The organism is Burkholderia crassaminum, from assembly GCF_964265005.1.
Lineage (GTDB): Bacteria > Pseudomonadota > Gammaproteobacteria > Burkholderiales > Burkholderiaceae > Burkholderia.
This window is the reverse complement of the sequence record NZ_OZ183800.1, coordinates 1,837,291-1,850,286: the sequence shown is the minus strand read 5'-3', so window position 1 is coordinate 1,850,286 and position 12,996 is coordinate 1,837,291. Positions and strand designations below refer to the sequence as shown.

Below are 12,996 nucleotides of genomic sequence, written 5' to 3'. Positions count from 1 at the left end.
GCTGCCGCACCGCGCGCGGCCGGAAGCCGGACTCTTCGCGTGAATCGACTACACGGCCGGCCGCGCCGCCGTCGCATGCGCGGCTTCCAGACACGACTGGAACAGCAGCGCGGCCCGCGACGGCCGCGGCGAGCGCCGCAGCAGGCTCACGAACCGGCACCGGTAATTGAACCGGTGCGGCGCGATCGGCTGCATCAGCCCCTTGTTTTCGAAACTCTCCGCATAGTGATCGGGCAGGAAGCCGAGATAGCGGCCGGACAGGATCAGCGTCGCGATCGACTCCTGGTCCGATGCGGTCGCGCTGCGCGTGAGCTTCGCGCGGTGGCTCAGCTCCATGTTCGGCGAATGAAAGCCGAGTCCCGCGAACGCATGGTTGCGGATCGTCGTCCAAGTGAGCTTGCCGTGCGGCGCGTCGTACAGCGGATGCTGGCGGCCGCAGTACAGCAGCATCCGTTCGTCGAACAGTTCCGAATACACGAGGCTGCCGGAGTTGCGGTGCGCGGGAATGATCCCGACCTGATAGCTGCCGTCGATGATCCCGCGCTCGACCTCGTTGATCGATGCCACATGCAGGTTCAGCGCGACGTCGGGGGCTTCGTCGGCGAACTGGCGGATCGCGTCGCCAAGGCGCGCGTTCGCGTTGGTGGCCGTCTTGTCGAACACCGCGATGTGCAATTCGCCACCCATCCGGTCGTGAATGCCGTCTATCCTGCTTCTAAATGCTTCCATCGACGCGAGCAGCCGCAACGTCTCCTCGTACACCGTCTGGCCCTCGGGCGTCAGCGTGAAGCCCGCGCGGCCGCGCCGGCACAGCACGAGACCGAGGCGCGTCTCGAGATCCTTCACGTGCCGGCTGATCGTCGAGATGCCGATATTCAGTTCCAGTTCGGCCGCGGCCATCCCGCCGCACTGCACGACGCCCTTGAAGACCCGCAGCAGGCGGAGATCCATGTCGCTGAGCTGCCCGAGCAGCGCGCGGCTCTTCGGTTTCTTTGCTTGCATAGTTGCGCAAGTGAACATTGATATTGCGATATTGAAGAGACTAATTGGCCTCCCGACAATGCGCAACATCATCACAAGAAGGAGGGGCGCGCCGCGCCGACCGACATGACCGACATCATCACCGCAGCGCAGGACGACACGAACCTCCGCACCGACGCCGCGTGGCTCGACGCGCACTGGATGCCGTTCACGGCCAACCGCCAGTTCAAGGCCGACCCGCGCATGATCGTGTCGGGCCAGGGTGCGTATTACACGGATGGCGAAGGCCGCAAGATCTTCGACGGCCTGTCCGGCCTCTGGTGCACGGGCCTCGGTCACGGCCGCACGGAAATCGTCGAAGCCGTGAGCCGCCAGGTCGCGCAGCTCGACTACGCGCCGGCGTTCCAGTTCGGTCATCCCAAATCGTTCGAGCTCGCCAACAAGATCAAGGAACTGACGCCGGCCGGCCTCGACTACGTGTTCTTCACGGGCTCGGGCTCGGAAGCGGCCGATACCTCGCTGAAGCTGGCCCGCGCGTACTGGCGCGCGAAGGGCAAGGGCACGAAGACGCGACTGATCGGCCGCGAGAAGGGTTATCACGGCGTGAACTACGGCGGTATCTCGGTCGGCGGGATCGGGCCGAACCGCAAGCTGTTCGGCCAGGGCCTCGACGCCGACTTCCTGCCGCACACGCAACTCGCCGAGAACAAGTTCTCGCGCGGGATGCCCGAGCACGGCGCCGAGCTGGCCGACCGCCTGCTCGAGCTGATCGCGCTGCACGACGCATCGAACATCGCGGCCGTGATCGTCGAGCCGTTCTCCGGTTCGGCGGGCGTGGTCGTGCCGCCGAAGGGCTACCTGAAGCGCCTGCGCGACATCTGTACCGCGCACGACATCCTGCTGATTTTCGACGAAGTCATCACGGGCTTCGGCCGTGCCGGCGCGATGACGGGCGCCGACGCATTCGGCGTGGTACCGGACATCCTGAACTTCGCGAAGCAGGTGACGAACGGCGTGCAGCCGCTCGGCGGCGTGATCGCGACGAAGGAAATCTACGACACGTTCATGGCCGCGGGCGGCCCCGAGTACATGCTCGAGTTCCCGCACGGCTACACGTATTCGGCGCATCCGGTGGCATGCGCGGCCGGCGTCGCGGCGCTCGACCTGCTGGTGAAGGAAGACGCGGTGGCCCGCGTGCGCGATCTCGCACCGCATTTCGAGGCCGCGGTGCACGGGCTGAAGGGGCAGCGCCACATTACGGACATTCGCAACTACGGACTGGCCGCCGGCCTGACGATCGCGGCGCTGCCGGGCGAGCCGGCACGGCGCCCGTACGAGATCGCGATGCGCTGCTGGGCGAAGGGTTTCTACGTGCGCTACGGCGGCGACACGATCCAGCTGGCGCCCCCGTTCATCTCGGAGAAGCGCGAGATCGACAACCTGGTCAACGCGCTGTCCGACGCGCTGAACGAAGTGGACTGAGCCGCGGCTTGCCCTGAGCGATAACCGAATTCACGAAAGAGCCTCAACGATGAAACACGACAGCAATGTGACCTCCACCATCGGCCACCTGATCGACGGCAAGCGCGTCGACGGCGGCAGCCGCGTCCAGCCGGTATTCGACCCGGCCACCGGCGAATCGAACAAGAGCGTCGCGCTCGCCGACAAGCTGACCGTCGAAGCCGCGATCGCGTCCGCGCAGGCCGCGTTCCCGGCGTGGCGCAATACGCCGCCGCTGAAGCGCGCCCGCGTGATGAGCCGCTTCAAGACGCTGCTCGAAGAGCACGCCGACGAGCTGTGCGCGCTGATCACGGCCGAGCACGGCAAGGTGCTCGCCGATGCGATGGGCGAACTGCAGCGCGGGATCGAGAACGTCGAATACGCGACCTATGTGCCCGAGCTGCTGAAGGGCGAGCACAGCAAGAACGTCGGCCCCGCGATCGATTCGTGGAGCGAGTTCCAGGCGCTCGGCGTCGCGGCCGGCATCACGCCGTTCAACTTCCCGGTGATGGTGCCGCTGTGGATGTGGCCGATGGCCGTCGCGTGCGGCAACACGTTCGTGTTGAAGCCGTCCGAGCGCACGCCGTCGTCGACGCTGCGCATGGCCGAGCTCGCGCTCGAAGCCGGCCTGCCGCCGGGCGTGCTGAACGTCGTGAACGGCGACAAGGAAGCGGTCGACACGCTGCTGACCGACCCGCGCGTGAAGGCCGTGAGCTTCGTCGGCTCGACGCCGATCGCCGAGTACATCTACTCGACCGGCTGCGCGCACGGCAAGCGCGTGCAGGCGCTCGGCGGCGCGAAGAACTTCGCGGTCGTGATGCCCGACGCCGACATCGGCAACGCGGTGAACGCGCTGATGGGCGCCGCATACGGCTCGTGCGGCGAACGCTGCATGGCGATTCCGCTGGTCGTCGCGATCGGCGACGAGACGGGCGACAAGGTCGTCGCGGGGCTGAAGGCCGAGATCGGGAAGATGAAGGTCGGCCCGGGCAACGGCGCGGGCGTCGACATGGGCCCGCTCGTCACGCAGCAGCATTTCGAGAAGGTGACGGGCTTCGTCGAAGCGGGCGTGGCAGCGGGCGCGACGCTCGTCGTCGACGGCCGCAGCGTGAAGGTCGACGGCCACGACGGCGGCTATTACCTCGGCCCGTGCCTGTTCGACAACGTGAAGCCCGGCATGCCGATCTACCAGCACGAGATCTTCGGGCCCGTGCTCGGCGTGATCCGCCTGAAGTCGCTCGACGAGGCGATGGCGCTGATCGACGCGCACGAATACGGCAACGGCACGTGCCTGTTCACGCGCGACGGCGAGGCGGCGCGCTACTTCAGCGACAACATCCAGATCGGCATGGTCGGCATCAACGTGCCGCTGCCGGTGCCGGTGGCCTACCACTCGTTCGGCGGCTGGAAGCGTTCGCTGTTCGGCGACCTGCATGCGTACGGCCCGGACGCCGTGCGCTTCTACACGAAGCGCAAGACGATCACGCAGCGCTGGCCGTCGGCCGGCGTGCGCGAAGGGACGGTGTTCAGCTTCCCGTCGAACCGCTGACGCGCTGCCCGGTTGCATGCGTCGCCCGCCTGCCGGCGGCCGGCGCGATCGCGAACAGGCCCGCCCGGATCGACGATCCGGGCGGGCTTTTTTACGTCCGCGCGGCGTGCGCGGAAGACGGCGGAACGACGCCTACGGCGCGGCCACGTGCCACATGTCCTTGAAGTTGTCGCCGTTGCGATCGCCCTGTTTCATGTCCTTCGAGAAGAAGTACAGCGGCTTGCCCTTGTACGCCCATTGCGGGCTCCCGTCGTCGCGCTTGACGATCGTGTAGGGCCCGACCGGAACGTCGGTCGCACTGGCCTTGTAGGGCGGCCAGAAGGATTCGCACTGGCCCGTGCACGCGCTGGTGCCGGCGTTGGCCTTGTCCTTGTCGAACGTGTAGACGGTCATCCCGTTCGCGGCGACGAGCGAACCGTTTTCGACTTTCGTGATCGAGCCTTGAGCCGACGCCGAAGCGGATGCAATGGCGAGCAGGGCGGTGCTGACGAGCAGCGCGGCTTTCATGAGGGCCTCCTGTAATCCGGTGGGCGGCCGCGATCGTGCACGGGCGAGCGTGCGCCAGGATCGCGATGAATGGTGCCGGAACGCGGTGCCGTTGCCGCCGGTGCGAGCGACGCAGGGTCGAATGGCGGCGAACGGAGCGCTCCATTCACGATAGGCGGTTTTTGCCGGGGCTGCGAGAACATCGGGGGCGTATCGGCCGCGCGAAGGCGTCACGCAACGAGGTGGCGATTGCCGCCGTGATCTGCGCCGGCAATCGACATCCGTCCCCAAGTGCGCGGCGCGCACGCCCCCTGCATCAGCGTCTCGCGCGATTGGTCAGCGCGACACCCGCGATCACGAGCGCACCGCCCGCCAGCATCGACGGCGACAACGGTTCGCCGAGCAGCGCGACCGACAGCAGCACGCCGAATACGGGCACCAGGTTGGTGAAGACGGCCGCGCGGGCCGGCCCGAGTTCGCGAATTCCCTGCGAATACCAGACGAATGCGACTACCGTGCCGATCGCGCCGAGGTAGAGCATCGACGCGACGGCCTGCCAGGTCAGCGGCGTACCGCTGCCGGCGGGTGAGCCGAACAGGTGCGCGACGATCAGCAGCGCGAGGCCCCACAGCGCGGCATACGTCGTGGCCGCCAGCGGCGACAGCCCGTCGAGCGCGCGCCGGCCGATCACCGTATAGGCGGCCCAGCTCAGCACCGCGCACAGCATGAAGCGTTCGCCCGCACCGAACGTGTTGCCGAGATCGGTCAGCACCCGCAGCAATTCGCCGCGGCTGATCACGACCAGCGCGCCGAATAGCGCGACGCCGATGCCGGCCCAGCGCGACAGCGACAGGCGTTCCCCGCGCACGACGATCGACAGCAGCACGGCGGTGGCGACCGGGTTCAACGCGACGAACAGCGCGGTGCGGCCCGCCGGCATCCGCGCGAGCGCCGCGAAAAAGCACACGTTGTACAGGAAGATGCCGGTCGCGCCGAGCCCGAAGGTCGTCACGATCTGGCGGCCGCTCAGCTTCGGCAGCCCGCCTTCGATCTTCCACGTCAGCACGACCAGCAGCAGCGCGGCGATGGCGAAGCGGCCGGTGGCCGCGGAGGTCGCGGACATCGTCGCGGCCAGGATCCGGCCCGCGATGAACGTCCCACCCCAGAACAGCGCGACGAGCGTGAGCTTCACGTAGATGGCCGCGTGCGGCCGGGTGGCGGCGATGGCGGCGGGTGGGGCGGGAGCGTTCATGTGACGGGTTTTCTCGGTGAGCGCCTGCGGCAACGCATGAGCGACCGCACGCGGCCGGCGATGCCGAATCGCGCGATGGCACGCTTGGCAGGCTGGATTCAGGGGAATCGGGGCGGTCGTTGCGTCGTCAGCGAAACGCGGGTGCCGACGCGAGCGCGGTCAGCACGACGGGCATCGCGAGCGCCGCCGCGATCGTCTGGAACGCGGTGATGCCGGCCATCAGCGACGCGTCGCCGCCGAGCTGGCGCGCCATGATGTAGGACGCCGACGAGGTCGGCAGCGCCTGGAACAGCAGTGCGACCGTCAGCGCCGCATCGCCGAGCCCGAACAGCCGGCCGGCGGCGAGCGTAATGAGCGGCATCGCCATGAACTTGAACGCCGATGCGATGCAGACCGGCTGCAGCCACGCACGCGCCGCATCGAATTTCAACGCCGCGCCCACGCACAGCAGACCGAGCGGCATCGACGCGACGCCGAGCGCGCGCACGGCCGGCTCGACGGCCGCCGGGAACGTGACACCGCCGGTTTGCATCGCGATCCCGAGTGCACACGCGACGACGAGCGGATTCGACAGGATCTGGCGCGCGAGCGCCGCCGAGCCGAGCCGCGTGTCGCCGTAGCGCGCGAACACGAGTACGCACATCAGGTTGACGGTCGGGACGATCGCCGCGACGCACACGGCCGCGAGCGCGATGCCTTTTGCGCCGAACAACCCGGCCGCCAGCGCGGTGCCGACATAGTTGTTGAAGCGCACGGCGCCCTGAAACACCGACGTGAAGCCGGCGCCGTCGACCCGCACGAACCGGCGGACCAGCAGGAGAAGCGCCGCGGCGAGTGCGGTCGAACCGACCAGCGCTGCCGCGAGCGGTAAAACGGGCAGCGATTGCAGCCGCGCGTTCGCGAGGCCGTCCGCGAACAGCGCGGGCAGCAGCACGTAGTAGCACAGGCGCTCGGCCTGCGGCCAGAACGCGTCGGCGATGAAGCCCGTGCGCCGCAGGCCGTGGCCGAACGCGACCAGCAGCGCGACCGGCGCCAGCGCGAGCAGGATCGGGCCGATCATCGGCGCGCCTCTACACGAGCCATGCAGGCCATGCGGGCCGCCGCGAGCGGCTGGCGCGCAAAGCGGCGGAACGAGGCGGGCATCCATCCGGCGGGCAACATGGCGACACGCAATCGAAAGAGTGGCGATGCCGCCAAGTTAACACGCACAAGCAACAGGAATAATTGTTAATTATCGGGTGTTCAATGAGAAATTCTCATTGATGACGCGGTGACTTCGGCAGCCAGCGCACGCGCGAATCGTTCGGCCGGACGCGACTGGTGTTCGAGCAGGACGACCGCGCGCCCCATCTGCGGCTGGCCGAACGGCAAACGCGTGACGGGCGGTAGGCGCGCGAGCGTCGAATCGGGGAGCGCTACGATCGCCGCGCCGAGCCCTCTGGCCACCATGCGCGCGATCGTCTCCGCGCTGTCCAGCACCATTTCCTCGCGCACGCGCACGCCGATGCGGCGCAGCTCGGCGGCGATCATGCGGCCGGCCCATGCCTGCGCATCGAAGCGAATGAACGGCAGCGCGTCGAGCAGCGTGCCGGCATCGCGTTCCGCATGGTCCGGCGGCGCGAGCAGCCAGAAGCGATCCTCGTAGAGCGTGGTCCACGTCAGCTCCGCCGGATGCGGGCGCACGGGGTTCGTCGTGATCGCCGCATCGAGTTCGCCGGCCGCGACGCGGTTCGCGAGTTCAGCGGACATCCCGGCCGACACGTGCACGCGCAGCCCCGGGTGCGCCGCGCGCAGCGCGAGCAGCGCGTCGGGCAGCGGGCCGGACAGCGCGGTCTGGATCGCGCCGATCCGCAGGCGGCCGACGAGCTTCTTCTCGTCGCTGAGCGCATCGGGAATCCGGTCGACCATCGCGAGCACCTGCTCGGCCTGCGCAAGCAGGATGTTGCCGGCCTCGGTGAGCACCGGCTGCCGGCGCGATCGATCGAACAACTGCACGTTGTATTCGCTTTCCAGCGTCTTGATCTGCAGGCTCACCGCCGATTGAGTGAGGCCGATGGCTTCGCCGGCGCGTGCGAAAGTCCGGTATCGGGCGATGGCGACCAGCGTTCTGAATGCGCGGAGTGACATGGGTGGAGTGGCATGAGCGGCAGCGCCGGTATGCGGATTGCTCGCGTGACGGGCCGCATGGAAGCGGTGAACCTGGCGGTGAACCCGGCGGGATACGCAAGCGGGCAATACAACCGGCAAGTTCGCGGACATCATGCCCGTGGCCGCCGAATCGGGCAACCGTGGCATCGTGCGGCGTGTGACGGCACGCGCGGGCTGCCCGCGGCGACGCTTGTCGGGGTGGTTGCCGCCAGGCGTGTTCCGCCGCACTATCCGAAGCGACGCGAGCGACGCTTGCGTCGATCGTTGAAGGAGGGCCCGACGATGCTGCCGAATCCCGGCGACGTGGCGCGTGCGTGCTACCGCGCATACGCCGACAAGGACCGCGACGCGATTGAAGCGCTGATTGCGCCGGACTTTCATTTCACGAGCCCGCTCGACAACCGGCTCGACCGCGACACTTATTTCGCGCGCTGCTGGCCGAACAGCGCGATGCTCACGGGCTTCGACTTCATCGACGTCGTCGCGCACGGCGAATACGTATTCGTCATGTACGAGGCTGAAACGCGTGACGGCAAGCGGTTCCGGAATGCGGAGCGGTTGCGTGTCCGCGATGGCCGGATCGTCGAGGCCGAGGTGTATTTCGGCTGGAATGTGCCGCACGCTGCGCGTGACGGCGAGTTCGTCGAACCACGCGGTTGAGTGCGGGCTACACCCACAGCCGGTACATCCAGAACGATTCGTCGTCGATGAAGCGCTGCGTGAATTCGCTCGGCGAGAATCCCGTGATGCGCTTGACCTCGCGGCTCAGGTGCGCCTGGTCGGCGAATCCTTCGTCCAGCGCCAGCGTGGCCCAGTTGAACGCGTCGCCGGCTTCGAACCGGTCGCGCGCCGCGAAGAACGCGCTTTCCGTCCTGACGAGCGCCTGCCATTCGCGCAGCGATCGGCCGCTGTAGGTCTTGATGCGCCGTTCGACCTGACGCGGGCTGTGCGTGCCGCGCCATTCGCGCGCCTGCAGCGCGAGGCGCCCGACCCAGCTGCGTCCCGCGTTGCGGAGCGACGACAGCGCGGTCGCGGGCCGCAGCGCCTGCCAGCGAGGCGCCAGATGGCGATCGATTGCCGCCAGCACGTCGGCGTCGCGATCCGCACCGATCAGTGCATCGAGCAGCGGGTGCCAGTCGTGGCCGAGGCACGCGTGCGCGTCGAGCACGCGGTCGTGGATGTCCGGCAGCGCGATGCCGAACAATGTTCGCGCGGCATCGGCGGTGAAACAGATCATGCCGATCAGCCCGCCCGTCGGCGCCCACGCGACCGTGGGGGCCGAATGGCTGCCCGACAGCGTCGCCGTCGCGCCGAAGGGGCGCCATTGCGGGCCGTCGGGGGTGGGTTCGATGAAGCCTACGTCGAGATCCCGGTACCACGACACGCAGACGAGCGGTGTCGCCGGAAAGTGCGAAAGCCGTTGCGCGTCGCTCAACGCGACACCGCGCGTGTCGCACAGGACGATCGCGACCACCGCGCCCTGCAGCGCGCCCGGTGCGGGATGCAGACGCGCATGCGGCGACCGCCCGCCGCCCGCCACGCGGGGCGCGCGTGCAAGCGGATCGGGACATGACAGCGGAATCGATGGCGGGCCGGAGAACATGACGCCGCAGTATAGGCACCGGCCCGACGCATGTCGATGTCGTTTGCGTTCAAGACCGCCGGCGCGCCGATGCGGACAATCCGGCACATGAACACACGATCCTCTTCCCAATGCCCATTCCACGCGGACACCGCTGCGCCGGCGCCCGTACTTCACCCGCCCGGCGTATGGCCGCCGGGGCCGCCCGCCGGCCTGACGGGTTGGGGGTTGCTGCGCACGATGTCGCGCGACCTGATCGGCACGCTCGCGGGCTGGCAGCGCACTTACGGCGACGTCGTGCACTTGCGCGTGCGGCCCGAGCACGCCGTAACCGTGACCGATCCGGCGCTCGTGCGCGAGCTGCTGGTCACGCATCACGATGCGCTCGGGCGCTGGGAGCGCGCCATCCGCGTATTCGGGGAGGTCCACGGCCACAGCGTGCTGGTCGCGGAAGGCGACGCGTGGCGCGACAAGCGGCAGGCGATGCAGCCGAATTTCATGCCGAAACCGGTTCAGGCGTTCGTGCCGGCGATCGCGGCGACAGCCGGTCACACCCTCGCGCAATGGCCCGCACGCGATCCGGACTGGCCGATCGAAAGCGCGCTGACGTCGCTGGCGATGGACGTGATCATGCGCACGATGTTCTCCGATACGATCGGCGACGATTCACGCGCAGCCGAGGAGGCGGTGCGCGTGGTGAGCGCCGCGGCCAACGCGGCGTTCTACCAGCCGGTGAACATGCCGAACTGGGTACCGTGGAAGCGCCGCACGGCACGCGCGATGGCGGTGCTGAAGGGGCTGATCGACCGGCAGCTGCATGCGCGCCTCGACCGGCCCGAGCATGCCTGGCCCGACGATCTGCTGTCGCGCCTGTTGCGGCTGCATCGGGCCGATCCGCGAAAATGGCCGCTGCAGGCCGTGCACGACGAATGCGTGACGGCGTTCATGGCCGGCCACGAGACCACCGCCGGGACGCTGACCTGGTGGGCCTGGTGCATGGCCGCGAATCCGGCCGTGCAGGCGGCCGCGCGCGACGAGGTGTCCCGCGTGCTGGGCGGTCACGCGCCGTCGGCCGAGACGCGCTCGTCGTTGCGTTATCTGTCGCAGACACTTGACGAAACGCTGCGCCTGTATCCGGCCGCGCCGATCCTGATCAGCCGTCGCGCATCGCGGCCGATCGCGCTGGGCGCGTGGCAGTTTCCCGCGCGCACACTGTTCATGCTGCCGCTGCAACTGATGCAACGCGATCCGCGATGGTTCCCGGAGCCCGATACGTTCCGCCCGGAGCGCTTCGCCGACGATGCGCCGGCGCTGCCGCGCGGCGCCTTCATGCCGTTCGGAACCGGCCCGCGCGTGTGCCTCGGGCAGCATCTGGCGATGACGGAGATGACGGTCGTGGCCGCCATGGTCCTGCAGCGCTACGTGTTGTCGGTGCCGCCCGGCATGACGCCGCCGCGTGCGGTGCTGAACGTGACGCTGCGGCCGCAGCAGGCGTTGCATCTGGCAATCGCGCCGACGGGGTTGGCGGCCGATACGGTCTCCGAATGATGGAGGCATGAACGGTCGATTCGACCCGGCCTGCATCGCGCGAGCGATTGCCGTTCGCGCGATGCGGTGTCATCGAATCGTCGGAATGTGAATGCGTGCCGGCAACGGCTTGCCGTGTCACTCGCGCGCCATCGCGCAGCACCTATGCTTGAAGGGCCCACGCCGGGCGGAGCCCAAGGAGGATGGTCATGCGCATGCTTCTCAACATACGAATCCCTCACGAGCCGTTCAACACGCTGGTGCGCGACGGCAGCGTCGGCGACGTGATCTCGCGAATACTCGATGCGGTCAAGCCGGAGGCCGTGTATTTCACGGAGCAGAACGGCGGGCGCGGGGCGGTCGTGATCGTCAATCTGGATGACCCGTCGCAGATCCCGGCGCTCGCGGAGCCGTGGTTCCTCATGTTGAATGCGGACTGCGAGTTCCGTGTGGTGATGCTGCCGGACGATCTCCGCAACGCCGGGCTCGCGCAGATCGGCGCGAAGTGGAAGTAGCGGGAAGGAGCGGGAAGCAGCGCATGACCGTGCCCGTGCCCGAAAACCGGGCGCGCGGCATGGCGCGGCGTTCGTGTGCCGGCTATCGCACAGCCTGCGGCGGCTCCACGTTCGCGGTTTGCCTGTCTTTCGGTCGCAATATCAACAGCAGGCCGCTCACTGCCGCCGCGGCAACGAACACGAAAAAGAACCGTTCGTTCCATTGAACCTCGGCGTCGGACGCCACGCCGCCGGCATTCCCGGCCGCGGCGCCGGCTTCCAGCAGGAACGTGAAGACCGCCGGCACCGGCGCGGAACCCAGATAGGCCAGGAACGCGAACTGCAGCCGGCCGCGGGTCAGGATCGACCAGACGTTCTTCCCCATCAGGCAGGCGACCAGCACCACCGGCGGCACGAGCACGAGCGACGCGGCGCTGATCGCGCACAGAAACAGCCAGCCAATTCCCAGGATCGGAATGAGTGACATGAGTCGGGATTCCTGTTTTCGGGCAGTCTTGTTGTCGACGGAGCATCCGCATCGGCGTCACCCGATAACTACGGCATGCGGCACTTCACGGATAGTGCCCGATTCCGCGCCGGTTGCCATCCGTCCGGATCGACGCATTCATCCGGCCGCGTCTTCCCCCAGCGCCTGGATGAAGCGCGAGAACAGCTCGGGCTGCGAAGAAATCCCGAGTTTCGCGTACAGGTGCCGCCGGTGCACCTTCACCGTTTCCGGTGAAATCGCGAGCCGCTCGGCAATCGCCTTCGACGAATTGCCGCGCAGCACCATTCGCGCGATTGACATTTCGCGATCGGTCAGCACGCCCGCGCCGAAGCGGGCGAGCGCCTGCTCGACCCGCGCGCCGAGATCGGCGTCGGGCGTCACGCGTGCCGCGTCGCCCACCAGCCGCCAGTGCTGCCGGATCGCCGCGAGCACCCACGGCATCGCGGCCGTCAGCTTGCCGAGCGGCTCGACGTCGAAACGCGTGCCCGTGCCGAGCGACAACGACAACAGCATGTCGGCGTTCGGCCGCACGAGGATCTGGATCTCGTCGTCGCCCACCGCGTCGCGGAAGTAGCTCAGGAAATATTCACTCTGCCGGAACAGGTCGGGCGCGACTTCCTCGAGCCGGTAACAGCCGTCGGCGAGCCCGTCGTGCGCGGCCTGCAGGAACGGGTCGAGCAGATACACGCCGTTCAGGTAGAGCGGCACGGGCGACGCTGCATCGGTGCCGCCCGTGTCGTACTCTTCGAGCACGAGCGGCACCCCGTCGCGGCCGATCGCGGTCGCGAGCGCGTTGTCGAACGGCACCATTTCATTGAGCAGCAGCACCAGGAACCGCCAGAAGCGCGGTTGGCCGAGATGATCGATTGCGCGGCCGAGCGCCTGGTGCATCGCGATTTCGGAAAAGAGACGATCCATACCACCACCGGAAGGGCGTAACACGAAGGGGGAATAGCGGTCCTGAAATTG

At 68.1% G+C, this 12,996-nt stretch carries 13 protein-coding genes; 5 read left to right on the top strand and 8 right to left on the bottom strand.

Annotation, left to right across the window (positions count from 1 at the left end; all coding sequences use genetic code 11):
• Positions 1-48: 48 nt before the first annotated feature.
• Entirely contained in the window at positions 49-1,002 is a 954-nt protein-coding gene (locus ACPTTF_RS25315) for a LysR family transcriptional regulator (RefSeq protein WP_423368689.1), read from the bottom strand.
• 105 nt (positions 1,003-1,107) lie between these two features.
• On the opposite strand from ACPTTF_RS25315, the gene ACPTTF_RS25310 reads away from it, so the two are divergent.
• Positions 1,108-2,463, top strand: coding sequence for an aspartate aminotransferase family protein (locus ACPTTF_RS25310; RefSeq protein ID WP_423368688.1), 1,356 nt, complete (start codon positions 1,108-1,110; stop codon positions 2,461-2,463).
• 49 nt (positions 2,464-2,512) lie between these two features.
• Positions 2,513-4,030, top strand: a complete 1,518-nt coding sequence (locus ACPTTF_RS25305) for a CoA-acylating methylmalonate-semialdehyde dehydrogenase (protein WP_423368687.1) — start codon at positions 2,513-2,515, stop codon at positions 4,028-4,030.
• Between the two features lie 132 nt (positions 4,031-4,162).
• On the opposite strand, the gene ACPTTF_RS25300 is transcribed toward ACPTTF_RS25305, so the two are convergent.
• From ACPTTF_RS25300 to ACPTTF_RS25285, 4 genes are all read right to left on the bottom strand, one after another.
• Entirely contained in the window at positions 4,163-4,537 is a 375-nt protein-coding gene (locus tag ACPTTF_RS25300) for a COG4315 family predicted lipoprotein (protein ID WP_166952838.1), read from the bottom strand.
• A 295-nt stretch (positions 4,538-4,832) separates the two neighbouring features.
• A complete protein-coding gene (locus tag ACPTTF_RS25295) occupies positions 4,833-5,768 on the bottom strand; it encodes a DMT family transporter (RefSeq protein ID WP_423368686.1) in 936 nt (311 codons plus the stop codon).
• Between the two features lie 127 nt (positions 5,769-5,895).
• On the bottom strand, positions 5,896-6,828 hold the full coding sequence (locus ACPTTF_RS25290) for an AEC family transporter (RefSeq protein WP_423368685.1): 933 nt from the start codon (positions 6,826-6,828) through the stop codon (positions 5,896-5,898).
• Positions 6,829-7,010: 182 nt separating this feature from the next.
• The gene (locus ACPTTF_RS25285) at positions 7,011-7,895 is read right to left on the bottom strand and encodes a LysR substrate-binding domain-containing protein (RefSeq protein ID WP_423368684.1); all 885 of its coding nucleotides are present in this window, start codon (positions 7,893-7,895) and stop codon (positions 7,011-7,013) included.
• Positions 7,896-8,198: 303 nt separating this feature from the next.
• Here ACPTTF_RS25285 and ACPTTF_RS25280 point away from each other — a divergent pair, with 303 nt between their 5' ends.
• A complete protein-coding gene (locus ACPTTF_RS25280) occupies positions 8,199-8,576 on the top strand; it encodes a nuclear transport factor 2 family protein (RefSeq protein WP_423368683.1) in 378 nt (125 codons plus the stop codon).
• Positions 8,577-8,583: 7 nt separating this feature from the next.
• Here ACPTTF_RS25280 and ACPTTF_RS25275 read toward each other — a convergent pair whose 3' ends face one another.
• A complete protein-coding gene (locus ACPTTF_RS25275) occupies positions 8,584-9,519 on the bottom strand; it encodes a helix-turn-helix domain-containing protein (protein WP_423368682.1) in 936 nt (311 codons plus the stop codon).
• Between the two features lie 87 nt (positions 9,520-9,606).
• Here ACPTTF_RS25275 and ACPTTF_RS25270 point away from each other — a divergent pair, with 87 nt between their 5' ends.
• A complete protein-coding gene (locus ACPTTF_RS25270) occupies positions 9,607-11,046 on the top strand; it encodes a cytochrome P450 (protein WP_423368681.1) in 1,440 nt (479 codons plus the stop codon).
• 188 nt (positions 11,047-11,234) lie between these two features.
• On the top strand, positions 11,235-11,540 hold the full coding sequence (locus ACPTTF_RS25265) for a panthothenate synthetase (protein WP_166952822.1): 306 nt from the start codon (positions 11,235-11,237) through the stop codon (positions 11,538-11,540).
• Between the two features lie 82 nt (positions 11,541-11,622).
• Here the strand turns inward: ACPTTF_RS25265 and ACPTTF_RS25260 are convergent, their stop codons facing one another.
• Both ACPTTF_RS25260 and ACPTTF_RS25255 read right to left on the bottom strand, forming a co-directional pair.
• Positions 11,623-12,006 carry a hypothetical protein gene (locus ACPTTF_RS25260; protein WP_423368680.1) on the bottom strand — a complete coding sequence of 128 codons (384 nt, stop codon included), beginning with the start codon at positions 12,004-12,006 and terminating at the stop codon, positions 11,623-11,625.
• A gap of 138 nt (positions 12,007-12,144) precedes the next feature.
• A complete protein-coding gene (locus tag ACPTTF_RS25255) occupies positions 12,145-12,945 on the bottom strand; it encodes a helix-turn-helix transcriptional regulator (RefSeq protein WP_423368679.1) in 801 nt (266 codons plus the stop codon).
• Positions 12,946-12,996: the final 51 nt, after the last annotated feature.